General features: G+C 68.1%; 22 protein-coding genes and 1 riboswitch. Of the genes, 13 read left to right on the forward strand and 9 right to left on the reverse strand.

The genetic code is table 11. The features are described 5' to 3' along the window. Positions 1–631: 631 nt before the first annotated feature. A complete protein-coding gene (asnB, locus tag ACM0O9_RS14955; RefSeq protein ID WP_065179293.1) occupies positions 632–2533 on the reverse strand; it encodes an asparagine synthase (glutamine-hydrolyzing) in 1902 nt (633 codons plus the stop codon). A 350-nt stretch (positions 2534–2883) separates the two neighbouring features. Here asnB and ACM0O9_RS14960 point away from each other — a divergent pair, with 350 nt between their 5' ends. Together ACM0O9_RS14960 and ACM0O9_RS14965 are read left to right on the forward strand one after the other, a co-directional pair. Further along, positions 2884–3573 carry a winged helix-turn-helix domain-containing protein gene (locus ACM0O9_RS14960; protein ID WP_005415149.1) on the forward strand — a complete coding sequence of 230 codons (690 nt, stop codon included), beginning with the start codon at positions 2884–2886 and terminating at the stop codon, positions 3571–3573. Next, on the forward strand, positions 3570–4919 hold the full coding sequence (locus tag ACM0O9_RS14965; protein ID WP_053498029.1) for an ATP-binding protein: 1350 nt from the start codon (positions 3570–3572) through the stop codon (positions 4917–4919). Before ACM0O9_RS14960 ends, ACM0O9_RS14965 begins: the two co-directional genes overlap by 4 nt. Here ACM0O9_RS14965 and ACM0O9_RS14970 read toward each other — a convergent pair. Together ACM0O9_RS14970 and ACM0O9_RS14975 are read right to left on the reverse strand one after the other, a co-directional pair. Further along, the gene (locus tag ACM0O9_RS14970) at positions 4916–6385 is read right to left on the reverse strand and encodes a sensor histidine kinase (protein WP_065179291.1); all 1470 of its coding nucleotides are present in this window, start codon (positions 6383–6385) and stop codon (positions 4916–4918) included. The genes ACM0O9_RS14965 and ACM0O9_RS14970 overlap by 4 nt on opposite strands. Next, entirely contained in the window at positions 6382–7101 is a 720-nt protein-coding gene (locus ACM0O9_RS14975) for a response regulator transcription factor (protein WP_005415146.1), read from the reverse strand. Before ACM0O9_RS14975 ends, ACM0O9_RS14970 begins: the two co-directional genes overlap by 4 nt. A 145-nt stretch (positions 7102–7246) precedes the next feature. Between ACM0O9_RS14975 and msrB the strand changes: the two genes are divergently transcribed. The 4 genes from msrB to ACM0O9_RS14995 all read left to right on the forward strand — a co-directional run bounded on the left by msrB (position 7247) and on the right by ACM0O9_RS14995 (position 11966). Next, a complete protein-coding gene (gene msrB, locus ACM0O9_RS14980; RefSeq protein WP_065179290.1) occupies positions 7247–7819 on the forward strand; it encodes a peptide-methionine (R)-S-oxide reductase MsrB in 573 nt (190 codons plus the stop codon). 2 nt (positions 7820–7821) lie between these two features. Then, complete coding sequence (locus ACM0O9_RS14985) at positions 7822–9594, forward strand: cytochrome c biogenesis protein DipZ (RefSeq protein WP_065196196.1); 1773 nt, start codon at positions 7822–7824, stop codon at positions 9592–9594. 14 nt (positions 9595–9608) lie between these two features. After that, positions 9609–10346: a peptide-methionine (S)-S-oxide reductase MsrA gene (msrA, locus tag ACM0O9_RS14990; protein WP_065179295.1), complete on the forward strand. Its 738-nt coding sequence runs from the start codon at positions 9609–9611 to the stop codon at positions 10344–10346. A 171-nt stretch (positions 10347–10517) separates the two neighbouring features. Continuing rightward, positions 10518–11966 (forward strand): aminotransferase-like domain-containing protein, encoded by a 1449-nt coding sequence (locus ACM0O9_RS14995; protein WP_139726683.1) that lies wholly within the window; start codon positions 10518–10520, stop codon positions 11964–11966. 64 nt (positions 11967–12030) lie between these two features. On the opposite strand, the gene bioD is transcribed toward ACM0O9_RS14995, so the two are convergent. Beyond that, the gene (gene bioD / locus ACM0O9_RS15000; protein ID WP_414603835.1) at positions 12031–12723 is read right to left on the reverse strand and encodes a dethiobiotin synthase; all 693 of its coding nucleotides are present in this window, start codon (positions 12721–12723) and stop codon (positions 12031–12033) included. Positions 12724–12791: 68 nt separating this feature from the next. Here bioD and msrC point away from each other — a divergent pair, with 68 nt between their 5' ends. After that, positions 12792–13274: a free L-methionine (R)-S-oxide reductase MsrC gene (gene msrC / locus ACM0O9_RS15005; protein WP_004140850.1), complete on the forward strand. Its 483-nt coding sequence runs from the start codon at positions 12792–12794 to the stop codon at positions 13272–13274. Continuing rightward, positions 13271–13633 carry a TfoX/Sxy family protein gene (locus ACM0O9_RS15010; RefSeq protein ID WP_065179286.1) on the forward strand — a complete coding sequence of 121 codons (363 nt, stop codon included), beginning with the start codon at positions 13271–13273 and terminating at the stop codon, positions 13631–13633. Before msrC ends, ACM0O9_RS15010 begins: the two co-directional genes overlap by 4 nt. Positions 13634–13724: 91 nt before the next feature. Here ACM0O9_RS15010 and ACM0O9_RS15015 read toward each other — a convergent pair whose 3' ends face one another. Further along, positions 13725–14303, reverse strand: a complete 579-nt coding sequence (locus tag ACM0O9_RS15015; protein WP_065179285.1) for a histidine phosphatase family protein — start codon at positions 14301–14303, stop codon at positions 13725–13727. A 143-nt stretch (positions 14304–14446) separates the two neighbouring features. Beyond that, positions 14447–14669: riboswitch (cobalamin riboswitch) on the forward strand. 116 nt (positions 14670–14785) lie between these two features. On the opposite strand from ACM0O9_RS15015, the gene btuB reads away from it, so the two are divergent. After that, a complete protein-coding gene (gene btuB, locus ACM0O9_RS15020; RefSeq protein ID WP_065179284.1) occupies positions 14786–16627 on the forward strand; it encodes a TonB-dependent vitamin B12 receptor in 1842 nt (613 codons plus the stop codon). Between the two features lie 98 nt (positions 16628–16725). Here the strand turns inward: btuB and gph are convergent, their stop codons facing one another. The 3 genes from gph to ACM0O9_RS15035 all read right to left on the reverse strand — a co-directional run bounded on the left by gph (position 16726) and on the right by ACM0O9_RS15035 (position 19164). Further along, a complete protein-coding gene (gph, locus tag ACM0O9_RS15025) occupies positions 16726–17382 on the reverse strand; it encodes a phosphoglycolate phosphatase (RefSeq protein WP_139726682.1) in 657 nt (218 codons plus the stop codon). Positions 17383–17446: 64 nt separating this feature from the next. Continuing rightward, on the reverse strand, positions 17447–18238 hold the full coding sequence (locus ACM0O9_RS15030) for a class I SAM-dependent methyltransferase (RefSeq protein WP_005415136.1): 792 nt from the start codon (positions 18236–18238) through the stop codon (positions 17447–17449). Further along, positions 18235–19164 carry a LysR family transcriptional regulator gene (locus ACM0O9_RS15035; RefSeq protein WP_005415135.1) on the reverse strand — a complete coding sequence of 310 codons (930 nt, stop codon included), beginning with the start codon at positions 19162–19164 and terminating at the stop codon, positions 18235–18237. The genes ACM0O9_RS15030 and ACM0O9_RS15035 overlap by 4 nt, the downstream gene beginning before the upstream one ends. A 108-nt stretch (positions 19165–19272) precedes the next feature. Between ACM0O9_RS15035 and ACM0O9_RS15040 the strand changes: the two genes are divergently transcribed. Together ACM0O9_RS15040 and ACM0O9_RS15045 are read left to right on the forward strand one after the other, a co-directional pair. Beyond that, a complete protein-coding gene (locus ACM0O9_RS15040; protein ID WP_139726681.1) occupies positions 19273–19911 on the forward strand; it encodes an NAD(P)-dependent oxidoreductase in 639 nt (212 codons plus the stop codon). Between the two features lie 92 nt (positions 19912–20003). Next, entirely contained in the window at positions 20004–20915 is a 912-nt protein-coding gene (locus tag ACM0O9_RS15045) for an MBL fold metallo-hydrolase (protein WP_164093530.1), read from the forward strand. A 258-nt stretch (positions 20916–21173) separates the two neighbouring features. On the opposite strand, the gene dinB is transcribed toward ACM0O9_RS15045, so the two are convergent. Next, complete coding sequence (dinB, locus tag ACM0O9_RS15050) at positions 21174–22268, reverse strand: DNA polymerase IV (protein WP_065179279.1); 1095 nt, start codon at positions 22266–22268, stop codon at positions 21174–21176. Positions 22269–22458: 190 nt separating this feature from the next. On the opposite strand from dinB, the gene fabA reads away from it, so the two are divergent. Both fabA and fabB read left to right on the forward strand, forming a co-directional pair. Beyond that, entirely contained in the window at positions 22459–22974 is a 516-nt protein-coding gene (gene fabA / locus ACM0O9_RS15055; RefSeq protein ID WP_005415130.1) for a 3-hydroxyacyl-[acyl-carrier-protein] dehydratase FabA, read from the forward strand. After that, positions 22974–24182: a beta-ketoacyl-ACP synthase I gene (fabB, locus tag ACM0O9_RS15060; protein WP_065179278.1), complete on the forward strand. Its 1209-nt coding sequence runs from the start codon at positions 22974–22976 to the stop codon at positions 24180–24182. The genes fabA and fabB overlap by 1 nt, the downstream gene beginning before the upstream one ends. Positions 24183–24233: the final 51 nt, after the last annotated feature.

Below are 24233 nucleotides of genomic sequence, written 5' to 3' on the forward strand. Positions count from 1 at the left end.
CCGGCGTCGGCCGTTGGCCGTCACCTCCTCCTTTACTTTGCCCAGACCCCTGCCCGCCCCGACGAGGCTCGGCTTGCGGCGGCCAAGGCATCGAGCAGGCTGTCTCCAATAAAGCGCCGATAGATTTCGAACGCAGGGCGGAGGCCCTTGCGTACGAAGTAAAGGGGGAGGTGACGGCCAACGGCCGGCGCCGGAGGACATTCGTACGCAAGGGTCTCCGCCCTGCGCCACGCAGAATGAACCCACCGCACGCGTGCCTTCGTTTCGATTCGCCGCGAATTGTGCCTTCGTTTCGATTCGCCGCGAATTGAAGGGCCCCGCCGGGGCAGGCAGGGGTCTGGGCAAATGTCCCCCGGCGTCGGCCGTTGGCCGTCACCTCCTCCTTTACTTTGCCCAGGCCCCTGCCCGCCCCGACGAGGCTCGGCTTGCGGCGGCCAAGGCATCGAGCAGGCTGCCTTCAATAAAGCGCCGATAGATTTCGAACGCAGGGCGGAGACCCTTGCGTACGAAGTAAAGGGGGAGGTGACGGCCAACGGCCGGCGCCGGAGGACATTCGTACGCAAGGGTCTCCGCCCTGCGCCACGCAGAACGAATCCGCCACGCGCCACGCAGAACACACCGCGAAGGAACCTCAGCGCCCGCGACCACCGTGCCAGTGCTGGTGCCACGCCTGGAACATCAACACGTTCCACAGGTGCGTGTGCCACTTGCGCTCGCCGCGCAGGAACGCTTCCCAAATGCCGCGCACGCGTGCCGGATCGAAACAGCCCTGATTGCGAAGCAGCTGCGGGTCCAGCAGCGCCTCCGCCCAATCGCGCAACGGACCGGCCAGCCAGCGCGCCATCGGCGGGCCAAAGCCGCGCTTGGGACGGTACACCAGCGGCTCGGGCAGGTAGCGTGCCAACAGGTGCTTCAGGATCAGTTTGTGTTCGCCGTCGTGGTACTTCAGGTGCTGCGGCAGGCGCCAGGCCAGTCGCACCACCTCCATGTCCAGCAGTGGCGCACGGGTTTCAACGCCCGCCGCCATGCCCGCGCGGTCGACCTTGGCCAGGATGCCCTCGGCCAGATCCATGCGGAAATCCAGCAGCTGGATGCGCGCTTCGGCCGGCAGCGCCGAGTCCTGCTGCTGGAAGATCGTCACCGGTTCACGCGCGCCCAGCACCACCTGCGCCGGCTGCCGCCAGCGGGTCACCCGCTGCAGGTAGTGGCCTTCCACATCGTTGGCAGCAACTTCGGCCACCAAGGCACGCCATCCACCGAGACGACCACGCTCGGCGTTCATGCGGTTGCCGCTGCGCCGCGCCAGGTCGCGTACCCAGTCCGGCAAGCCACCGCACAGGCGCGCATTGCGCAGCGCGCGGCCATAGCTGGGGTGGCCGAAGAACAGTTCATCGCCACCGTCACCGGTCAGCGCCACCGGCTTGCGTGCCCCCAGCAGTTCACTGGCCAGCAGCGTCGGCAGCTGCGAGGCGTCGGCGAACGGTTCGCACCAGACCTGCGGCAGGCGCTGCAGCAGATCCAGGCCCTGGCGCGCGTCCATGCGGTGCAGGTGGTGCTGCACACCCAGATGGCGCGCGACCTGCGACGCCCAGTCGCTCTCGTCATGTCCCGGATCGTCGAAGCCGACCGTCCAGGCTTCGATCGGCAGGGTCGATTGGGCCTGCATCATCGCCGTCACCAGCGATGAGTCGGTGCCGCCGGACAGGAACGCGCCACAGGCCAATGGCGAGTGCATGCGTGAAGCGATGGCCTTCTGCAGTACCGCTTCGAGCTGGTCGGTGGCCTGTTCCAGGCTTGGCGCCGGCTGCAGCGGCTCCTGCAGTGCACGCTGCATCGCGTCGCGTGCGCACCAGTAACGCGCCCCCCCCTGCGCGGCCTGGCTGGAGTAACCGGCGGCGTGGTCGCTGAGATCGATGCGCAGCATCGCGCCCGCCACCAGCTTGTGGATGCCGCGGTAGATGGTGTGCGGCGCCGGCACATAGTCGTGACGCAGCAGAAGGCTCAGCGCATCCTGGTCGATGCTCGGTGCGAACCCGGCGAAGGCCTGCAGCGCCTTCAACTCCGAGGCGAACAGGAACTGGCCCTGGTACCAGCCGTAGTACAGCGGCCTCTCGCCCACCGGATCACGGGCCAGCCACAGCACGCGCGACTCGCGGTCCCAGACGCTGAAACCGAAGGCGCCCTCGATACGCGACAGCGCCCGCTGCACGCCCCATTCGACGATCGCCTGCAGCAGCAGCCGTGCATCGCTGCAGCTGCGTGGCAGATCGCGCAACTGCGCCTGCAGGTCAGCGCGGTTGTACAGGCGGCCGTCCAGGCACAGCACGTAGCGACCGCAGTCCGAGCTCAGCGGCTGCAACGGCGTATCGGTCGGCGCCCGGCAGTGGCCCAGCGCGAGGCCGGCCTCGGCGTCGGTCCAGTAGCCGATGCGGCCACGCCCACGCTGCTGCAGCGCCCGCAGCATCGGCGCCAGCTGCTGCAGCAACTGCTCGTCCTCGGCAGGCGGCAACCAGGCCCCGACCACGCCGCTCATCGGGAGCCTCCGCACTGGCGGCGGCGGGACGGGTTCAGCAGGCAGAGGGCGGCGGGCGACATGGGGGACGGCACGCGGAGCGGAGGAGACTCCATGCTCGGCGCCGGACCGCGCGGCGTCAGTCGCTTTGCTGTCAGCGATCGTCACCCGTCGTATCACGAAGGTAACGTTTTGTAACAGCATCAGGCTATGCTGAACGCCAAGTTGTTGCCGGGACTGAGACCCGGCCCCTGCGCCAGCAACCCCGGCTGAATGGCGCCCGCCCCCGGGACCCGGGCGGCCCGATGGCTGGGATAGCATCGCCGCGCTCGTGCCGTGGCGGTACGTTTGCGCCTACGGAGGCCTTGGAAATGCTGGATATCGTACTGGTCGAAGACGATGCCCGCCTGGGAACGATGGTCAGCGACTACCTGCAACGGCATGGCTACCAGGTGGCCCACGAGCGCAGCGGCGAGCGCGCAGTGGCCCGCATCCTGGCCGAGAAACCAGCCCTGGTGCTGCTCGATGTCGGCCTGCCCGACCAGGATGGTTTCGAAGTGTGTCGGCAGATCCGGCCCCTCTATGACGGCATCATCTGCGTGCTGACCGCCCGCACCGACAACATCGACCAGGTTCTGGGGCTGGAGCTGGGGGCCGACGACTACATCGGCAAACCGATCGAACCGCGGGTGCTGCTGGCGCGGCTGCGCGCCCACCTGCGCCGCCACCGCCGGGTCGAACCGCGTGACGGCAGCCTGCGCTTCGGCGAGCTGAGCATCGACCCGTCCACCCGCAACGTGCACCTGCAGGGCAGCCTGCTGGAGCTGACCACCGCCGAGTTCGACCTGCTGTTCCTGCTGGCCAGCAATGCCGGCCAGATCCTGGACCGCGACGCGCTGCTGCGCGGCCTGCGTGGCATCGCCTTCGACGGCCTGGACCGTTCGATCGATGCCCGCATCTCGCGCCTGCGCCGCAAGCTGGGCGACAACCCCGAGCAGCCGGAACGGATCAAGACCGTCCGTGGCCGCGGCTACCTGTTCAGCCGCTCGGCATGGGGATGAAGCGCACGCCCTCGGCGATGCGCGGCCACGCCTTCCACTTCCTGCGCTACGGCATCGGCTTCCTGGTTGCCCACCTGTTGCTGATCGTGCTGGGCCTGTGGGCCTGGGATGCCCTGCTGGAGGACCGCACCGAAGCCGGGCTGCAGGCCGAAATGCGTGGCACCCATGCCCTGCTGCAGCACCGCTTCGCCGAAACCCCGCGCGACCAGTGGCCGGTGCTGGCACGCGAACTCGACGCCGATTTCGCCTACGCGCTGCGCATGGTGCCGCTGGCTGAGGCAGTGAAGGCGTTGCCGGCCAGCCAACGTCCGCCGTTCAACAACGGCCGCGTGCAGATCGACCTGGAGCACATGCGCAGCCTGCAGCGCATCGGTGACAGCGACTACGCGGTGATGCTGGGGCCGCTGGATGAAGCGCTGCCGGACGAGGGCTGGCAGGACAGCGAAGTGTCGGGCGTGGCGATCCTGCTGCTGATCCTGATGGTGGCGGTGGCATTGCCGATGTACGTGATGGTCTATCGGTTGTGGCGCGACGTCTCGCAGCTGGCGCAGGCGGCCAGGCAGATGCGCGATGGCCAGTTGGACACGCGTGCGCCGCGTGCGGGCACCGCGCTGGTGCGGCCACTGGCCAATGCCTTCAACCACATGGCCGAGCAGCTGCAGCAGCTGCTGGAAAGCCAGCGTGTGCTGGCGCAGGCGGTGGCGCACGAAGTGCGCACGCCATTGGCGCGGATGCGTTTCGGCCTGGCCGACCTGGAGGACACCGCGCTTGATGATGGGCAGCGCGATGCACTGGGCGGATTGCGCACCGATGTGGATCGGCTGCAGCACCTGACCGATGCAGGCGTCGAGTACGCCGCACTGGGCCGCTGCCATCAGCTGACCCGCCAGCGCCTGCAGCTGGCGGCGCTGGTGCGCGGCGTGGTCGCCCAGTTCGCGCCGCTGCCGATGCCGGTGCAGCAGGCGCTGTCGCCGGTGGGTCTGGTCAACGTCAACCGGCATATGCTGGAGCTGGCACTGCGCAACCTGCTCGGCAATGCACTGCGCTACGCGCGCCGGCAGATCCGTATTGCCAGCAGCGTCAATGACGGCTGGCTATGCCTGCAGGTGGAGGACGACGGCCCCGGCATTGCACCCGAACTGCGCGGCCAGGTACTGCAGCCCTACGTCCGGCTGGACCCGGGCAGTCCCGGCTTCGGCCTCGGCCTGGCACTGGTGCAGGTGGTGGCCGACAAGCATGGCGGCCACGTCGAAGTAACCGATTCGTCGCTGGGCGGTGCCTGCATCCGCCTGCACCTGCCGCTGGAAAACGGCGGCGGCATCGTCGAATGCGAAGCGGCCTGCTAGGCCGCCGGTTCCGCACGCGGCAAGGCAAACACGAACAGCGCGCCACGCTCGCTGTCGCGCAGTTCGATGCGGCGGCCGTGCAGCTGCACGATGCGCTGCACGATCAACAGCCCCAATCCGCCGTTCTCGCCGCGCCGCGCGCCCAGCGCGGCCGGTGCCTGGAACAGCTGGGTGCGCAACGCCGGCGCCACCCCTGGGCCGTCATCAGCCACGCTGACCTCCACGCTGTCGGGAGTCGCGCAAAGGCGCACCTCGATCTGTCCACCATCGGGTGCATGGCGCAGCGCGTTGTCGAGCAGGTTGGTCAACACCCGTTCGACCAGGCCCAGGTCGGCGCGCACCAGCGGCAGGCCGGGGGGGAACGCTGCGTGCAGCTGCTGGCCGCGCGCCTGTGCCGCCAGTTCGAACTTCTGCAGCACGTCCTGCAGCAGCTCCGGCAGCGCGAACACCTCCCACTCCAACCGCACTTCGCCATGCTCCAGCCGCGCCAGCTCGAACAGCGCGCGCGCCAGCCGGCCGACCTTGGCGCTCTGCGCCAGCGCGATACCGAGATAGCGGCGGCGCTCGTCCGCTGACAGCGTGGCGTCCTTCAATGCCAGCGTTTCCAGGTAGCCATGCAGCGACGACAGCGGCGTGCGCAGGTCGTGCGAGATATTGGCAACCAGTTCGCGGCGCTGCAGGTCCTGCTGGCGCAGCTGCTGCCACTGCTCGCCCAGCCGCTGCGCCATCTGCGCGTGCGCGTGTTCGAGGATCACCAGCTCGTCGCGCTCACCGGGGCGCAGCGGCTCCGGCGGTGGCAACGGCGTGGGTGCGTCGATGTCGAAGGCCTGGATGCGTCGGGTCAGCCGCCGCAGCGGACGGGTCACCCAGTAGAACGCCACCAGCCCGGCCAGCAGGCCGAGGCCACCGACCAGCACCACCGACCACAGCGTGGTGTTCCACTGGCTGCCGGCCGCAAGATCGTCGGCCAGCATCTGCCGGTGCTCGCCGACCAGTACCACGTACACGTAGCCCGCCTGGCGACCCTGCACGACCAGCGGGGCGACGCTGAACACCTTGCGGCCATCACGGCTGCGCGGGTCATCGCCGAGGATCGGCAACGGCGCACCGGCCAGCAGGTGGCGCAGCGGCGCCACGTCCACCCGGTTTCGCACCAGGTGCCCACTGGGTGCATCGTGGCCGAGGATGCGGCCCTGGTCATCCAGCAGGTAGACCTCGACGCTGGGATTGACCGCCATCAACTGGCCGAACAGCGCCCGCACCGCCGCATCACGCATGCCGCTGGTATCCATCAGCTCGCTGCGCTGGGCGATGTGCTCGGCCAGGCCCAGCGACAACCGCTGTACCACCTCCTGCTCGTGGCGGGTATTGGCACGCATCTGCAGTGCAAGCAGCGCCATGCAGCACGTCAGCATCAGCGCAGCGGTCACCACTGCCAGCTTCTGCCACAGGTTCGGCTTGATCATGCCGCTGCTCCGGCCGGGTCGACCAGCTTGTAGCCACGGCCCCACACCGTCAGCAGCCGCCGCGGATTGGCCGGATCGGGCTCGATCTTGCTGCGCAGGCGGTTGATATGGGTGTTGACCGTATGCTCGTAGCCATCGTGCTGGTAGCCCCAGACCTGGTTGAGCAGTTCCATGCGCGCGAACACCTGGTCCGGGTGACGGGCGAAGAACAACAGCAGGTCGAACTCGCGCGGGGTCAGCTCCAATGGATTGCCATCCACCGAGGCGGTACGCGCGACCGGGTCCAACTGCAGTCCCCCCAGCTCGATCGCGCCGGCATCGATGCGTGCGCTCTGCGCCATCGCCTCGGCGCGGCGCAGCAGCGCGCGCACGCGTGCCACCAGTTCCGGCATCGAGAAGGGTTTTGCCAGGTAATCGTCCGCGCCCAGTTCCAGGCCGACGATGCGCTGGGTTTCGCTGCCGCGCGCACTGATGATGATGATCGGCACATACCGCGCCATCGCGCGTGCGCGCTGGCACACCTGCAGGCCGTCCACGCCGGGCAGCATCACGTCCAGCACCAGCGCATCCCAGGGACCTTCCTGCTCGAGCAGGCGCAGGCCGGCATCGCCGCTGGCAGCATGGGCGACGTCGTAGCCCTCATCGCCCAGGTGCATGCGCAGCAGGTCGGCGATGTGGGCATCGTCTTCAACGATCAGCACGCGTTTGGTCGACATCGTCAGCTCAAGGCCAGTGGGGAGGCGGGTTGCATTGTGGCGCGGGACGGCCGCCGATACCTCACGAAAAATTGAATCCTGCGTGAGGATTCGTTGACCCGGGCGGGCGCAGCATGGCCCCGTCATCCCCTTCCCGGAGTCCGCCATGTCCTTGTCCCGCCGCCATCTGCTGGGCCTGGGAGGTGTTGCCACCGCCGCCGGCCTGCTCGGCCTGGGGGCCTGCAGCCGCGCCGCCCCGGCCGCCGCTGAAGCGCGTCCGTCGCGACAGTTCGAGGTCATGCACAGTGATGCCGAGTGGCGCCAGCGCCTGACCCCGGCGCAGTACGCGGTGCTGCGCCAGCAGGCCACCGAACGGCCGTGGAGCAGCCCGCTCAACAAGGAACACCGGCAGGGCACCTTCGCGTGTGCCGGCTGTGCGCTGCCGCTGTTTTCCTCGTCCACCAAGTTCGAGAGCGGCACCGGCTGGCCCAGCTTCTGGGCGCCGCTGCACAACGCCATCGGCGAAGACCGCGACGTTACCTTCGGGATGCTGCGGGTGGAGGTGCACTGCCGTCGCTGTGGCGGCCACCTCGGCCATGTGTTCAACGATGGCCCACGCCCGACCGGGCTGCGCTACTGCATGAACGGTGCAGCGATGGTGTTCGTTCCCGGCGCCACGGATGGCACTGCCGACGGCTGGCGGGTGCCGGTCGGTTCTTCCCCTGTTTCCGGAGCCTGACGATGCTGCTGTTGCTGCTTGCCTACCTGGGGGGCGCACTGACCCTGCTCAGCCCCTGCATCCTGCCGGTGCTGCCGTTCGTGTTCGCGCGTGCCGACCGTCCGTTCCTGCGCAGCACGCTGCCATTGCTGCTGGGCATGGCGCTCACCTTCACCGTGGTTGCCAGCCTGGCCGCGGTGGGCAGCCAATGGGTGGCACAGGCCAACCAGGTCGGGCGCTGGATCGCCCTGCTGCTGATGGCACTGTTCGCGGTTGCCCTGCTGTGGCCACGACTGGCCGACCATCTGCTGGCGCCGTTCCAGCGCGTGGGTGCCCGTCTGAGCGCGCGCGCCGATGCCGCGGATGCCGCTGGGCGCGGCGGCGCGTGGACCTCGCTGCTGATCGGCATCGCCACCGGCCTGCTGTGGGCGCCATGCGCCGGTCCGATCCTCGGCCTGGTGCTGACCGGTGCCGCCCTGCATGGTGCCAGCGTGGGTACCAGTGCCCTGCTGCTGGCGTATGCGCTGGGCGCGATCACCGCGCTGGCACTGGCGGTGTGGGTGGGCGGCCGGGTGTTCCGTGCGCTGCAGGCGCGGCTTGGACTCGGCAATGCACTGCGCAAGGTGCTGGGCGTGGCCGCCCTGCTGGCGGTGGTAGCGATCGGCCTGGGCTGGGATACCGGCCTGCTGACCCGTCTATCCACGGTCAGCACCGCGCGTATCGAGCAGGGCCTGCTGGACGCGGTACCCGGCGCGCAGCCGGCGGCACCACCGATGATGATGATGATGGCCGGTGCCAACGCCGCTGGCGATGCACCGCTGCCGGTCGAGGGCACCCTGCCCGCGCTGGACGGGGCCACCGGCTGGCTCAACAGCCCACCGCTGACGGCCCAGCAGCTGCGCGGCAAGGTGGTACTGGTCGACTTCTGGACCTACTCCTGCATCAACTGCCTGCGTGCGATGCCGTTCGTTCACGAATGGGAGCGCCGCTACCGCGACCACGGCCTGGTGGTGATCGGCGTGCACACGCCGGAGTTCGCCTTCGAGCGTGACCCGCGCAACGTGATGAAGGCGGTGCAGCAGCTGAAGGTCGAGTACCCGGTGGCGCTCGACAACCAGTACACGATCTGGCGCGCGTTCAACAACCGCTACTGGCCGGCGCAGTACTTCGTTGATGCGCAGGGCAACATCCGCGGCCACCAGTTCGGCGAAGGCAGTTACGCGCGTTCGGAACAGATGATCCGTCGCCTGCTGACCGAAGCCGGGCAGGCCAACCTGCCGCCGCCTGCCGATCCTGCGGCCGCCGACCTGAAAGGCGTGGCCGTGCAGGCCGACATGGGCAACCTGCGCTCGCCGGAAACGTATCTGGGCCACGCCCGCGCCGAACAGTTCGCCTCGCCCGGCGGGCAGCGCAGTGATGCCGCGTTCGACTACTCCTTGCCAACGACCCTGGCGCTGAACCAGTGGGGACTGTCGGGGCGCTGGACCGTCACCGATGAAGCCGCACAGCTGCAGCAGGCCGGTGGCCGCATTGCCTTCCAGTTCCATGCGCGCGACCTGCACCTGGTGCTGGCGCCCAGCCGCGACGGCAGGCCGGTGCGCTTCCGCGTCTGGCTGGATGGCAAGGCGCTGCCCGCCGCCGATGCCGGTAGTGATGTCGGCGCCGATGGCAGTGGCGTGGTCGACGAGCATCGCCTGTACCAGCTGGTACGCCAGCGCGGCACGGTCGGTCCGCATCGCTTCGAGATCGAATTCCTCGATGCGGGCGTGCAGGCCTATGCCTTCACCTTCGGTTGAACCGGGAGCACATGATGAAACTCTCCTTTGAACAGGGCATCGCCGCCGGTGTGGCCGGCCTGGTGGCCATGGCATTGATTGCCGGGGTGCTGCTGGTCGATCACGGTGCGGCTGCGGCGCCGGTCGAAGCCAGCGCGCAGATCCAGGCACTGCCGGCCCCCACCGGCGATGCGGCGTTCCGCGATGACGCCACCCACGCCAGCGTGGTGTTTGCCGGCGGTTGCTTCTGGGGCGTGCAGGGCGTGTTCCAGCACGTCAAGGGCGTGAGCAATGCGGTGTCCGGCTATATCGGTGGCAGTGCAGCCAATGCGCGCTATGAGCGCGTCAGCGGTGGACAGAGCGGCCATGCCGAAGCTGTAAAGATTGACTACGACCCGCGCCAGGTCAGCTATGGACAGCTGATGCAGGTGTTCTTCTCGGTCGCGCACGACCCGACCCAGCTCAACCGCCAGGGTCCGGACCACGGCAGCCAGTATCGCTCGGCGATCTTCAGTGATGACGCCCGCCAGCAGGCGGCCAGCCGTGCCTACATCGCCCAGCTCAGCCAGGCCGGCAGCTACCGCGCACCGATCGTCACCCAGCTGGTCAGCGGCCAGCGCTTCTACCCGGCCGAGAGCTACCACCAGAACTACATGACCAACTACCCGCAGGCCGCCTACATCCGCTACTACGACGCACCGAAGCTGGCGGCCCTGGCCAGGCAGTTCCCGGCGCTGTACCGGCGCGAGGCGGTGCTGGTGCCGATGCGCTGACGGCATTTGCCCTGGGGCTGATCGGTGCTCGGCTCTACACACAAAAAAAGACGCACGGCGGTCCCGCCGTGCGCTTGGAATGCGCCAGCCACGCCCCGATCAGGCCCGGCCGACGACGACATGCTAGGCTCGCCATCATCATGGGTACAGCACCAGATGGCGGGATGCTCGATGGATACAGATGACCAGGCCACGATGATCCCTCCACGCTACCAGCGGCTCTCCGACGAACTGGCTGAGGCCATCCACGGCGGTCGCCTTCCGGTCGGCAGCCGCCTGCCTTCGCTGCGGCAGATGGCGTCGCAGCGCAGGCTCAGCCTCAACACGGTGATCGCCGCCTATCGCCAGCTGGAAGATGCGGGCCTGGTCATTCCGCGGCCCAAGGCCGGCTTCGAGGTGGCGCCGCGGCTGTCGGTGCCGGAACGATCATTGCGCGATGCGCCCTCGGCACCCACCGCACCGCTGCAGCAGGTGCTGATGGCGCGCGTGCTGGAAGCGCAGCGCCGCCCGGGTGTGGTCGACCTGGCCTTCGCCGGCCCGCGTGGTCGCCAGTTCTACCCCGGCGCGCAGTTGGCCAAGCACACCGCGCAGGTACTGCGCCATGGCCAACAGACGGTGGAGACCTACGCGCGCCCGAATGGTTCACCGCGGCTGCTGGCGCAGATCGTGCGCCGCAGTCCGCGCATGGGCCTGCACACCCACGCCGAGCGACTCCTGCTGACCCATGGTGCGATGGAAGCCCTGCAGCTGGCGTTGCGCGCGGTCACCCAGCCCGCTGATGCGGTGGGCATCGAGGCGCCGTCCTACTTCAACCTGTATCCGTTGCTGGCCAACCTCGGCCTGCAGGTCATCGAGTTACCCACCCACCCGCAGCACGGACTGGATGTAGATGCACTGGATGCGCTGCTGGAGCACACGCCGCTGGCCGCACTGGTGGTGATGCCGACCGTGCACAACCCGCTCGGCTGCACCATGCCGACCGCCGCCAAGCAACGCTTGGCCGAGCTGGTCAACGCACGGCAGCTGCCCCTGATCGAGGATGCGGTGTACGCCGAGCTGCAGTTCTGCGAGCCACCGGCCCCGTTGCTGAAAGCCTTTGATCGCGATGGCTGGGTGATGGTGGTCGGTGGCTTCTCAAAGACACTGGCGCCGGATTACCGCATCGGCTGGCTGGATGGCGGTCGCTTCGCAGAGCGCATCGCGCTGCTGAAGTTCCAGTCCACCGGCGGTGAGCCGCAGCTGCTCGGCGATGCGGTGGCCGCGTATCTGGAAGCAGGCAGCTACGAGCACCATCTGCATCGCATGCGCCGCCTGTACCGCGAACAGGTGGGACGGCTGCGCCAGCTGGTAGCCGAGCATTTCCCGGCAGGCACCCGCGCCACCGAACCACAGGGCGGATTCCTGCTGTGGCTGGAACTGCCGGGCGTTGACACGCGAGAGCTGTTCGAGCGAGCGCTGCAGGAGGACATCGTGTTCATGCCCGGCCAGGTCTATTCGCGTGGTGCGCGCTATCGCCACTGCCTGCGGCTGTCGTGCTGCCAGAGCCTGGATGCGCGCTTCATCGGTGCGGTGGAACGGCTGGGTGCGATCGCGCGGGAGCTGGCGGCTGCAGCACGGTAGTGCCGGCCGCTGGCCGGCAACTGCACGGACGTGATTCATCGAGGTTGCCGGCCAGCGGCCGGCACTACCCCAGGTCGTCGAGCAGGTGCGCCGCCAGCACTTCACCACTGGCATTCGGCAGATGCGGCAGCCGTCCCCAACACGGCATCGGCAGGCGCTGCTGCAGCGTGGCGATGTTCTCGTCCTGGCGCTGCATCGCCGGGTCGATGTGGTTGCCGATCCAGCCCAGGCAGTCCACGCCGCTGGCCTGCAGTGATTGCTGCGTCAACCGCGCGTGGTTGACGCAGCCCAGGCGCATGCCCACCACCAGCAGCACCGGCAGCTGCAGCGCACGCACCAGGTCGAGCTGGTCCAGCGTGGCCGAGACCGGTGCCAGCCAACCGCCCACGCCCTCCACCACGACGATATCGGCCTTCGCGCGCAGGCGTTCGAACGCGGCCACGATCGGCGCCAGCGCCACCTGCACGCCGTCCTCGGCAGCGGCCAGCTCCGGTGCCAGCGGCTGCCGCAGCGCATAGGGATTCAGGTCGGCATATTCCGGTACCGGCCAGCTGGCCGCCTGCAGCGCCAGCGCGTCCTCGTTGCGCAGGCCCTGCCCCAGGTCCTCGCTGCCGCTGGCCACGGGCTTCATGCCCACCGCGCGCAGGCCACGCTGGCGCAGTGCATGCAGCAGCGCGGTGCTGGCCGCGGTCTTGCCGATTTCGGTGTCGGTGCCGGTAACGAACAGGGCGGGCGGCAGCGTAGCGGGCAACGGCATCGATGGGCTCCAACAGGGCAACAGTGCGCGCATTATCGCCGGCCCGGCGCACTTGCTAGACTGCAGGCATGTTCGCCAATGCCTCGCTCACCGGCAGCAAGCCGGAACAATACGCCCAGCTGCTGGAACAGGCCCGTGGCCTGGTCTACGCCGAGTCCGACCGCATCGCCAACGCGGCCAACCTCTCCGCACTGGTCTATCACGCCCTGCCCGACCTGAACTGGGTGGGCTTCTACCTGTATGACGGCAAGGAACTGGTGGTCGGCCCGTTCCAGGGCCTGCCGGCCTGCGTGCGCATCCCGCTGGACAAGGGTGTGTGCGGTGCCGCCGCCAGCCAGCGCGTAACCCAGCGCGTGGACGACGTCGATGCCTTCCCCGGCCACATCGCCTGCGACTCGGCCTCGCGTTCGGAGCTGGTGGTGCCGCTGCTGCGCGGCGATGAACTGATCGGCGTGTTCGATATCGACAGCCCGAAGGTCGGCCGCTTCGACGCCGACGATCAGGCCGGCCTGGAAGCCATCGCCCGCGTGTTCGTCGAGGCACTGGGATGAGCGCACCGAAGCTGCGCAACATCGGCCCGAAGAGTGCAGCGTGGCTGCGCCAGGTCGGGCTGCGCAGCCGCGAGGACCTGGTTGCGATCGGCGCAGTTGGCGCCTTCGTCAAGGTCAAGCGGGCCGGCTTCAAGCCCAGCCTGAACCTGCTGTACTCGCTGGAAGGCGCATTGCTGGACTGCCACTGGCAGGAGCTGAGCGAGCCGCAGCGTGAAGCGCTGGTGCAGGACTACGAAGCGCGCATCGCCGCGCATCCGCTGAAGTCGGCCGGCCCGGCGTCGGGCCCGGTGCATGAGCAGCGCTTCGATGCCGACGATGACGCTGAAGACAGCGTTGCCGAGGGCGCGGACGAGGATTGACTGCACCGGTAGTGCCGGCCGCTGGCCGGCAACTGCGTGATCCTTGCAACGTTCCTGAGGCTGCCGGCCAGCGGCCGGCACTACCGATGGACTACGGCTGCTGCAGTTCCAGCAGCTCGCCCACCAGCCCGACCTCGCCCCGCTCCAGCCACACCCGCAGGCGCGTGCCGTGGTCGATGCGCAGGGCCCAGCACAGCGACATCGGCAGGCCGCAAACCTGCGACAACACCATGCGCAGCGGGCCACCATGGCTGACCACCAGCGTCGGCACCGGATCATCATCATCGAGCAGGCGATCCAGCGCGCGCGCGATACGCCGCTCGAAATGACCCCAGCTCTCGCCGTTCGGCGGCGGGAACGCATGCGGATCGGCATGGAAGGCGGCCAGCGCATCTTCCGGCAGGTCGAACAGCGACTGCCCGTCCCAATCGCCGAAATCCAGTTCTTCCCATTCCTCGTCCGCTTCGACGTCCAGCCCGCGTGGGGTGGCCAGCGCCATCGCCGTGTGCAGGGCGCGCAACCGCGGTGAACTGATCACCCGCTCCCAGCGTTGCCCGGCATAGGCCTCGACCAGCTCCTGCGGCAGGCCGGCCAGCTGCGGTGGATCGCTGCGGCCATCAAGGAACTCATCGCGACCGTTGCCGGCATGGCGGACCAGGTCGAGGATCATGCGTGCGTCCCGGACGGGCGACGCAGGTACAACGGAGAACGGGCAGACATCGGTAACGGCACCACGGGATCGAGCAACCATTCTAAAGGCACAGCAGAGGCAGCCGCGCAGGCGCGACGCAACGGGACGGCCTGCGATGCCGTAGACTGCGCGCACTTCCAGGTGACCTGCGGCCGTGGCCGGCAGGTTGAAACGGGAAGCCGGTGACGCGTGATTCCATGCCAGGCCGGCGCTGCCCCCGCAACGGTAAGCACGTCAGTTCCAGGCAACACCGCCACTGTGCCGCAGGCATGGGAAGGCGCCTGGACGGTGGCCTCGCGCCACCCGGCGGCAAGCCCGGAGACCGGCCCGGAAGCCTCAGGTCGCGATGCGGTGGGCATGGCGCTGGATGACCGTGGCGTGCGCTGCGGCATCGGCGCGTGCCTGCCTTCGCGGCTCCTCCCCTTCGCCACGCGGGCGTGCGTGGCACCTGGAGTCCCCCCATGAAGCTGCAGTCCCGAATGCTGTCCCTGGCCGTACTGGCCGCCCTGCCCGCGCTGGCACAGGCCGCCGATGACACCACCGCGCTCGACCAGATCCTGGTCACCGCCACGCGCACCCCGATCGCCCTGCAGGACAGCATCGCGCCGGCCCAGGTGATCGACCGCGCGCAGATCGAATCCAGCCAGGCCACCTCGCTGCAGGAACTGCTGCGCGGCCGCGCCGGCATCAACCTGACCAATGCCGGCGGGCTCGGCAAGCAGAGCTCGCTGTTCCTGCGCGGCACCAACTCGGGCCACACCGTGGTGCTGGTCGACGGCGTGCGCATCAACAGTGCCGACCTCGGCCTGGCGATGTACCAAGACCTGCCGCTGGCGCAGATCGAGCGCGTGGAAATCGTGCGTGGCCCGCAGTCGAGCCTGTACGGCGCCGATGCCATTGGCGGCGTGATCCAGATCTTCACCCGCCGCAACCAGGGTGATTTCGCCCCGCACTTCCAGCTCGGTGGCGGCAGCAACGGCCTGCGCGAAGCCAGCGGCGGGATCGGCGGCGGGACCGAACGCGGCTGGTTCGGCGCCGACATCGCCTACCAGCATTCCGATGGCATCGATGCCTGCCGCGGCTCGGCAACGCTGTTCACCGGCTGCTTTGCCGACGAACATGACCGCGATGGCTACCGCAACCTGTCCAAGAGCCTGCGCGGTGGCTACACCTTCAACGACCAATGGAACGTGGAAGGCAGTGCATTGCGTGCCGACGGAAAGAACCATTACGACGGCTACTACAACTATTCGGAAACCCGCCAGCAGGTGCTGGCCGGCAAGGTGCGCTACACCCCGTCCGAACGCCTGGCGTTCACCGCCAATGTCGGGCGCAGTGACAACGAGTCGGACAACTTTGGTGACTTCGGTGCCCGTGGCAGCGCTCAGACCCACCGCGACAGTGCCTCGCTGCAAGGTGACTTCGCCTTGGCAGAAGGCCAGCTGCTGAGCACCGGCGTGGACTGGAGCGAAGACAACCTGGATGGCAGCAGTGCCGGATATCGGGTCGACAGCCGCCGCAACACCGGCGTGTTCGTGCAGTACCAGGGGCGCTTCGGCCGCCACCAGCTGCAGGCCAGCGCGCGCAACGACGACAACCAGCAGTTCGGCAACCACGCCACGGGCAGCCTCGGCTGGGCGATGGAGCTCGGCCACGGCCTGCGTGTCAATGCCAGTTACGGCACTGCGTTCAAGGCGCCGACCTTCAGCGACCTGTACGACCCGTGGAGCGGTGTGCCGACGTTGAATCCGGAGAAGTCCAAGAGCACCAACCTGGGCGTTTCGCAGCAGGGACAGGGCTGGCACTGGGGCCTGGACGTCTATGAAACCCGCATCGATGATCTGATCACCTACGATGCGGCGACCTTCAGGATGCAGCAGGTGGAGAAGGCGCGCATCCGCGGTGCCGAACTGACCGGTGGCGTGCTGCTGGCCGGCTTCGACATCAACGCCCAGCTGAGCTACACCGACCCACGCAACCGCACCGGCGGCAGCACCCAGTTCGACAACTGGCTGCCGCGTCGTGCACAGCAGACCGCGCGCCTGGACCTCGATCGACGTTTCGGGGCCTTCCGCGCAGGCCTGACGGTTCAGGGAGCGGGCAAGCGCTATGACGATGCCGCCAACGCGGTGAAGGTGGCGGGTTACGGCACGCTGGATCTGCGCGCCGAGTACGCGCTGACGCCGTCGTGGTCGCTGCTGGCGCGTGCCGCCAACGTGTTCGACCGCAGGTATGAGACGGTGGCGTGGTTCAACCAGCCGGGCCGTGAGTACCAGTTGAGTGTGCGTTACCAGCCGAAATGATCGCGACGGTCATGGTAGTGCCGGCCGCTGGCCGGCAACATCATGACCTTCGGCAACGCATTCCGGGTTGCCGGCCGGCGGCCGGCACTACCCCTGCGTCAGCCCTGCAACCCCGGCAGTTCACGCAGGTCATCGATCACCGCCACCGCATGCGCGGTGGCCAGGTCCAGACCGCGCGGGTAGCCGTAGCGGACCAGCGCGATCGGCATGCCCGCATCTTCGGCGGCGCGGTAGTCGGTCAGCGAATCACCCACCATCAGGCAGGCATCGACCGGCAGCCCGAAGTGCGCAGCGATATGCCGCAGCGGCTCACCGCTGGGCTTGCGCTGCGGCAGTGAATCGCCGCCCAGTACCAGCGCGAACGCATCACCGATGCCCAGGTGCTGCAGCAGCGGCGGCACCAGTGCTTCGGGCTTGTTGGTGCAGATCGCCAGTGGCACGGCGCGCGCGCGCAGCTGCGCCAGTGCGTCGGCCACGCCATCGAACAGGCGCGGGCTGCGCAGCAGGCACTCACGGTAGTGCACCATGAACACCGGCATGACCTCGGCCAGGTCGACCTCACGACCGGCGGCGTGCACGGCCTGTTCGACCAGGCGGCGCACACCGTCGCCGATCCAGCCGAGCACGGTGGCTTCCGGCACCCGTGCCATGCCGATGGCTTCCAGCGTGCGGTTCAGCGCTTCGGCGATGTCGGCTGCGCTGTCGACCAGCGTGCCATCGAGATCGAATACGACCAGCGGATAGGGATACGACAAGGGACGACGCCTGTACAACGTGGGGCCGTCCATTGTACGCCGCGCTTTTTCCCCGGGATCGGCCTCAGCCGATCCTGCGTGCGCGGGTGGCCAGAAAGGTGGGCAGGTAACGGTCGATCAGGAAGCGCGGCTTCGGCTGCCAGTCTTCCATGAACCGATCAATCACGAAGCCTGCATCCAGCTGACCGCCGATCAGTTCGGTCAGGCTGTGGCCAAAGGTCAGCGCATCGCCGCGGGCGAGTTTCGCCTCACGCTCTGCGGCGGGCAGGTCTTCCAGGTCCGAATAGGGAATGGCGTACTGCGGCCGGATCAAACCCTGTGCATCCAGCTGCGGATCACGTGCACCGACGAACAGCACGGGGTTGTAGAAGCTGGCCATCAACATGCCATCGCGCGCCAGCACGCGGCGGCATTCGGTCCACACCGGGCGCACGTCGGGTACGTACAGGTTGGAGATCGGATGGAACACCACGTCGAAGCTGTCATTGGCGAATACGTGCAGGTCGCGCATGTCGCCCTGCACCGTGCGCAGCTGCAGGCCGTCGCGCGCAGCGACCCTGCGGTCCTGTTCCAGCTGCCCGTCGGACAGGTCGAACACGGTGACGTCGGCGCCCGCAGCGGCCAGCACGGGTGCCTGCTGGCCGCCGCCCGAAGCCAGGCACAGGATGCGACGGCCGCGCACGTCGCCCAGCCAGTCCAGTGGCAGCGCGCGTGGGGTCAGGTGCACCTGCCAGCGCCCTTCGCGCGCGGCGGCAATGGTTGAACTCTCCACCGGGCGCGACCATTCGCGCACTTCGCTGGCCTGGCGGTCCCAAGCAGCACGGTTGTGGTCGATCAAGGCCTGTCCATGGTTCATGTGTTCTCCTTGCCCGGTGGGCGCCAATCCAGATCCTGGAAGGCCGGGCTGGCGAAACACTCGGCCAGGTAATCCAGGAATCGCCGCATGATAGCGGGCTGCTGGCGCCGTGACGCGTACACGGCATGAATGCCGAGCTCGTCCAGACTGAATCCGGGCAGCAGTTCGATCAGCTCGCCGCTGCGCAGCAGTGGCGCCACCTGGTAGGTCGGCAGCATGGCGATCCCGGCACCGGCGCGTACCGCCTCCAGCAGCAGCGAGGCCTCGTTGGCGCTGATGTTGCCGCCCACCGCCACCGACAGCGAACGGCCATCGCGGTGCAGCTGCCACAGGCTCTTGCCGACGTAGTGGTGGGTCAGGCAGTTGTGCGCGGCCAGGTGCTCCGGCGCGGTCGGCGTGCCACGCGCCTGCAGGTACGACGGCGTCGCGCACAGCACCGAGCGGCAGGTGGCCAGCCGCCGCGCGATCAGGCTGGGGTCGATCTGGCGCGCGATGCGCACGGCCAGGTCCACGCGCTCCTCGACCAGGTTCACCGTACGGTCGACCAGCAGCAGCTCGATGCGCGCCGCTGGATGGCGCGCGACGAAACCGGCCACCGCCCGTGCCAGGTGGCTCTGCCCGAACGACACGCTGGCGGTCACCCGCAGCGTGCCGTGCGGCTCGGGATCATCACTGGCCAGCTCGCCCTGCAGTTCTTCGCCGATCGCCAGCATCTGCCGGAAGCGCGCCAGCGCCGCCTCACCCGGGCCGGTCAGGCTGACCCGGCGCGTGGTCCGGTGCAGCAGGCGTGCGCCCAGCCAGCCCTCGACCTCGGCCAGGTAGCGGCTGACCATCGCCCGCGACATGTCCAGCACTTCCGCGGCGGCGGTGAGGCTGCCGCGCTCGGCCACCTCGACAAACACGGTCATGGCGGTCAATCGGTCCATATGCTCGATCCACGCAACAAACAAGCGCGTTATACGCTGTTTTTCGAGCGACTGCAGCAGCCTAGAGTGGCCCCATTCCCAGCCCACATCGCCCCACGGAGTCCTGCCATGAAGATCGCCCTCGTTGGTTCCACCGGCAACATCGGCCGCCAGATCGCCCGCCACGCGCTGGCCCACGGCCACGAACTCACCGTCATCGTGCGCAGCGCGCAGGACCTCCCGGCCGAACTGGCCGGCGCCCATCCGGTGATCGCCTCGCTGGATGACCAGGACGCGCTGGTCGCCGCCATCGCGGGCCACGACGTACTGGCCAGCGCCTACGGCCCGCGCCCGGGCGACGACATCGGCCGCGTGGGCGAGATCGCCGCGCAGCTGGCGGCCGCCGCGCGCAAAGCCGGCGTACCGCGCCTGGTGGTGGTGGGTGGCGCTGGCAGCCTGGAAGTCGCGCCGGGCGTGCAGCTGGTCGATACCCCCAACTTCCCGGAAACCTACAAGCCGTACGCGCTGGCCCATCGTGAAGCCTTCAATCGCCTGCAGGCAGTGGACGACCTGGACTGGACCTTCTTCTCGCCGGCCGCCGAAATCGGCCCGGGCGATGAGCGTGGCCAGTATCGCGTGCAGCCCAAGGCCTTCCTGGCCGACGCCAGTGGCCACAGCCGCATCAGCTATGCCGACTACGGCGCCGCGTTCGTCGCCGAGCTGGAAGCGCACGCTTACCCGAAGCAGATCATCACCGCCGCGTACTGATCCAGCTACGCCCCTTGTAGAGCCAAGCCCGCGCTCGGCTCTACGCGAACATGCAGCCGGGCATTGGCCAGGCTCTACACAAGGAATTTCCCATGCGTACCGCTGCCCTGCTGCTTCCCCTCGCCCTGGCCGCCACGTTCACCAGTGCGCCGCTGCTGGCCGCACCGGCCACCGCGGCGCCGGCCGCCGCGACGAAATCACAACTGCACCTGCAGACCTTCCATCCCGGCCCGCAGGCGATGTTCTCGGTATCCTCGGTGCTGATCGAAGGCCGGCATGACGCGATCCTGGTCAACGCGCAGTTCGGCGCCAGCGACGCACGCAAGCTGGTCGAACGGATCCGCGCCAGTGGCAAGCAGCTGACCACGATCTACATCAGCCACGGCGATCCGGACTACTACTTCGGCCTGGCCACCCTGCAGGATGCCTTCCCGCAGGCACGCATCGTCGCCACTGCGCAGACCGTCGCCCACATCCAGCAGACCCGGGCCGGCAAGCTGGCCTACTGGGGACCGAAGATGGGTGCCGACGTGCCGGCCCGCATCGTGGTGCCGCAGGTGCTGGACGGTGATGCCCTGCAGCTGGAAGGCCAGCGCCTGCCGTTGATCGGCCTGGATGGCCCGACCCCGGACCGCACGGTGCTGTGGGTGCCGTCGCTGCGCGCGATCGTCGGCGGCATTCCGGTGGTGGCCGGCGAGCACGTGTGGATGGCCGACACGCAGACGCCGAAGTCGCACACTGACTGGCTGCAGACCCTGCAGCGATTGCAGGCACTGAAGCCGAAGGTGGTGGTGCCGGGGCATTACGCGCCGGGTGCGGCGCTGGATGCCAGTGCGTTGCGCTTCACCGCGGACTACATCCGCGCGTTCGACGCCGAGGCGGCAAAGGCGAAGGACAGTGCGGCGCTGGTGCAGGCGATGCAGGCGCGCTATCCGAAGCTGGACGGCGTGGCGTCGCTGGAGCTGAGTGCGAAGGTGGCCAAGGGCGAGATGCCGTGGCCATGAGGTGGGGAGTTTTCTTTTGCAGGGCTGCGCCCTGCACCTGCAGAGGCAACAGCAACAGCAACAGCTGGCTATCGGTGGGAAGGCGAGGTGGGTCCGGTTGCGGGGGGCGCTGCAAGTACGTCCATGTAAGCTCGGTCGCCGCATCCATGCGGCTCACGCCCCCGCAACCGGACCCACCCCGCCTTCGACAGTTCTCTTCGATCTGCGTGGGTCGGATCCCGTTGCTGCGCAACGGGCTCTGACCCCGCTGTTTGATGATTAGGTATCTGTGGGATTGATCATGTCGTGCTCGAACAGTTCCCCCTGCACCACCGGTTCCTTTTCGCGGAAGCCACCCAGCCCGACACCCACCAGCCGATAGCGCGTCTCCGCCGGCAGGTCGACGCGGGCGCGCAGGGCCAGTGCGATGTCGCGCAGTTCTTCCATCGATTCCGGCGGGCGCTCCGGGGTGAAGCTGCGGGTGAGGATGCGGAACTGCGCGGTCTTCAGCTTCAGCACCACGGTATGGCCGACACGCTCGGTCTTGCGGGTCGCCTTCCAGGTCTTCTCTGCCAGCTGCACGATGGCCTCGGTCAGGTCTTCCAGCAGCAGGTCTTCGGCGAACGTGTCCTCCGAGGAAATCGACTGCACCTGCTGGTCCGGCTCCACCGGCCGCTCGTCGATGCCGCGTGCGCGGTTGTACAGGCTGCGGCCGAAACTGCCGAACGCTTCTTCCAGATCGATCAGTGCCCACTGCCGCAGGTCGCCGCAGGTGGCGATGCCGCGCGCGGCCAGCTTGCCTTCCATCACCTTGCCGACGCCAGGCACCCGGCTCACCGGTAACGGCAGCAGGAAGGCGTCCACCCGCTGCGGCGGAATCACGAACTGGCCATCGGGCTTGCGCCAGTCCGAGGCGATCTTGGCCAGGAACTTGTTCGGCGCGATCCCGGCTGAAGCAGTCAGGTTCGTCTCCTCACGGATCTGCATGCGGATGGTACGGGCGATATCGGTCGCCAGTTCGATGCCGCTCTTCGGCTCGGTCACGTCCAGGTAGGCTTCGTCCAGCGACAACGGCTCAACCAGGTCGGTGTGGCGCAGGAAGATCTCGCGCACCTGGCGTGACACCGCCTTGTAACGTGCGAAGTCGGGCGGCACGAAGATCGCATCCGGGCACAGGCGTTCGGCCCGCACTGCCGGCATGGCCGAACGCACGCCGAACACGCGTGCTTCGTACGATGCCGCGCACACCACCGAGCGTGCGCCGCGCCATGCCACAACCACCGGCTTGCCGCGCAGTGACGGATCGTCGCGCTGCTCCACCGACGCGTAGAACGCGTCCATGTCAACGTGGATGATCTTGCGCAGTCGGGTCATGTCAGGTGGAAAAGGCGGGGCCGGGCCGGGTGGGCCACACGCCGAAGTATGGTCGTTGCACATCAACAGGATGCGCGTATTCCCTTGAAAACACTACGGTTGCGTACGGTTGAAATGTTTGATCGGGACAGTTTCCACGGGCATTCTCGGGCGCTTGTTTCCCTGTTCTCCGCTTCCAGGATTGTGCTTCATGACCCGTCTCCACGCGTTCAACCGCGAACAGCTGCTGGCCAGCGCACGCGGTGAACTGTTCGGCACCGCCGCCGGCCGTTTGCCCAACGACCCGATGCTGATGTTCGACCGCATCACCGACATCCGCGAGGACGGCGGACCGCATGGCAAGGGCATGGTACGCGCCGAACTGGATATCCGCCCGGACCTGTGGTTCTTCGGCTGCCACTTCATCGGCGACCCGGTGATGCCAGGCTGCCTGGGCCTGGATGCCATGTGGCAGCTGACCGGCTTCTTCCTGACCTGGCTGGGTGCACCCGGCAAGGGCCGCGCGCTGGGCTGTGGCGAGGTGAAGTTCACCGGCCAGGTATTGCCGGACGCCAAGCTCGTACGCTACGAGATCGACATCAGCCGGGTCATCAACCGCAAGCTGGTGATGGCCCAGTCGGACGCCCGCATGTACGTGGACGACCGCGAAATCTACAGCGCGCGCGACCTGCGCGTCGGCCTGTTCACCGAAACCGGGAGCTTCTGATGCGTCGCGTCGTCATCACCGGCATGGGCATCACGTCCTGCCTCGGCAATGATCTGGATACCGTTTCGGCCGCGCTGCGTGAAGGACGCTCGGGCATCACCGCCCTGGCCGACCACGCCGAAGCAGGCCTGCGCAGCCAGGTCGGTGGCCGCGTCGACCTCGACCTGGACGCCTTGATCGACCGCAAGCAGAAGCGCTTCATGAGCGACGCGGCGGCCTTCGCCTACCTGGCCATGCGCGATGCCATCGCCGATGCCGGGCTCAGCCCCGAGCAGGTCAGCAGCCTGCGCACCGGCCTGATCGCCGGTTCCGGTGGCGGCTCCAGCGAATGGCAGATCGGTGCCGTCGACCTGCTGCGCGAACGTGGCGTGCGCAAGGTCGGCCCATACATGGTGCCGCGCACGATGTGCTCGACGGTCTCGGCCTGCCTGGCCACGGCCTACCAGATCAAGGGCGTCAGCTACTCGCTGTCGGCTGCCTGCGCGACCTCGGCGCATTGCATCGGCGCCGCTGCGGACATGATCCGGCACGGTGCGCAGGACATCATGTTCGCCGGCGGTGGCGAAGACCTGCACTGGTCGATGAGCGTGATGTTCGACGCGATGGGTGCCCTGTCGACCAGCTTCAACGAAACCCCGGCCAGTGCCTCGCGCCCTTACGACAAGGACCGCGACGGCTTCGTCATCGCCGGTGGTGGCGGCATGCTGGTGCTGGAGGATTACGACCACGCCGTCGCACGCGGTGCGCACATCCATGCCGAGCTGATCGGCTATGGCGTCACCTCCGACGGTGCCGACATGGTCGCGCCCTCCGGTGAAGGTGCGGTGCGCTGCATGAAGATGGCGCTGCAGGGTGTCGATCGCCCGCTGGACTACCTGAACACCCACGGCACCTCGACCCCGCTGGGCGATGTCACCGAGCTCAACGCGATCCGCGAAGTGTTCGGCGATGCGGTGCCGCCGCTGTCTTCGACCAAGGCGTTGTCCGGGCACTCGCTCGGTGCAGCCAGCGTGCACGAGGCAATCTACTGCCTGCTGATGATGCGCGATGGCTTCGTTGCCGGTTCGGCCAACATCGGCGAGCTGGACCCGAAGGTGGAGAGCTTCCCGATCCTGCGCGAGAGCCGCGAGGAGAAACTGGATACGGTGATGTCCAACAGCTTCGGCTTCGGTGGCACCAACGCTGCGCTGGTGTTCGGGCGGGTGTGATTGAAAAGGTGTGCCGACCAACGGTCGGCACCCACCAGAAGATGTAGAGCC

It is taken from the genome of Stenotrophomonas sp. FR012, from assembly GCF_047520565.2.
GTDB lineage: Bacteria > Pseudomonadota > Gammaproteobacteria > Xanthomonadales > Xanthomonadaceae > Stenotrophomonas > Stenotrophomonas sepilia.

Excerpts from the sequence above, each read along its gene's own strand:
- ACM0O9_RS14985 (WP_065196196.1), top strand. The coding sequence starts at position 7,822 with ATGCTGCTGTTGCTGCTTGCCTACCTGGGGGGCGCACTGACCCTGCTC.
- ACM0O9_RS14965 (WP_053498029.1), top strand. The coding sequence starts at position 3,570 with ATGAAGCGCACGCCCTCGGCGATGCGCGGCCACGCCTTCCACTTCCTG.
- btuB (WP_065179284.1), top strand. The coding sequence starts at position 14,786 with ATGAAGCTGCAGTCCCGAATGCTGTCCCTGGCCGTACTGGCCGCCCTG.
- ACM0O9_RS15040 (WP_139726681.1), top strand. The coding sequence starts at position 19,273 with ATGAAGATCGCCCTCGTTGGTTCCACCGGCAACATCGGCCGCCAGATC.
- ACM0O9_RS15010 (WP_065179286.1), top strand. The coding sequence starts at position 13,271 with ATGAGCGCACCGAAGCTGCGCAACATCGGCCCGAAGAGTGCAGCGTGG.
- dinB (WP_065179279.1), bottom strand. The coding sequence starts at position 22,268 with ATGACCCGACTGCGCAAGATCATCCACGTTGACATGGACGCGTTCTAC.
- fabB (WP_065179278.1), top strand. The coding sequence starts at position 22,974 with ATGCGTCGCGTCGTCATCACCGGCATGGGCATCACGTCCTGCCTCGGC.
- ACM0O9_RS14960 (WP_005415149.1), top strand. The coding sequence starts at position 2,884 with ATGCTGGATATCGTACTGGTCGAAGACGATGCCCGCCTGGGAACGATG.
- ACM0O9_RS14970 (WP_065179291.1), bottom strand. The coding sequence starts at position 6,385 with ATGATCAAGCCGAACCTGTGGCAGAAGCTGGCAGTGGTGACCGCTGCG.
- ACM0O9_RS15030 (WP_005415136.1), bottom strand. The coding sequence starts at position 18,238 with ATGAACCATGGACAGGCCTTGATCGACCACAACCGTGCTGCTTGGGAC.
- ACM0O9_RS14995 (WP_139726683.1), top strand. The coding sequence starts at position 10,518 with ATGGATACAGATGACCAGGCCACGATGATCCCTCCACGCTACCAGCGG.
- bioD (WP_414603835.1), bottom strand. The coding sequence starts at position 12,723 with ATGCCGTTGCCCGCTACGCTGCCGCCCGCCCTGTTCGTTACCGGCACC.
- ACM0O9_RS15015 (WP_065179285.1), bottom strand. The coding sequence starts at position 14,303 with ATGATCCTCGACCTGGTCCGCCATGCCGGCAACGGTCGCGATGAGTTC.
- ACM0O9_RS15035 (WP_005415135.1), bottom strand. The coding sequence starts at position 19,164 with ATGGACCGATTGACCGCCATGACCGTGTTTGTCGAGGTGGCCGAGCGC.
- msrB (WP_065179290.1), top strand. The coding sequence starts at position 7,247 with ATGTCCTTGTCCCGCCGCCATCTGCTGGGCCTGGGAGGTGTTGCCACC.
- ACM0O9_RS14975 (WP_005415146.1), bottom strand. The coding sequence starts at position 7,101 with ATGTCGACCAAACGCGTGCTGATCGTTGAAGACGATGCCCACATCGCC.
- msrC (WP_004140850.1), top strand. The coding sequence starts at position 12,792 with ATGTTCGCCAATGCCTCGCTCACCGGCAGCAAGCCGGAACAATACGCC.
- ACM0O9_RS15045 (WP_164093530.1), top strand. The coding sequence starts at position 20,004 with ATGCGTACCGCTGCCCTGCTGCTTCCCCTCGCCCTGGCCGCCACGTTC.
- asnB (WP_065179293.1), bottom strand. The coding sequence starts at position 2,533 with ATGAGCGGCGTGGTCGGGGCCTGGTTGCCGCCTGCCGAGGACGAGCAG.
- msrA (WP_065179295.1), top strand. The coding sequence starts at position 9,609 with ATGAAACTCTCCTTTGAACAGGGCATCGCCGCCGGTGTGGCCGGCCTG.
- fabA (WP_005415130.1), top strand. The coding sequence starts at position 22,459 with ATGACCCGTCTCCACGCGTTCAACCGCGAACAGCTGCTGGCCAGCGCA.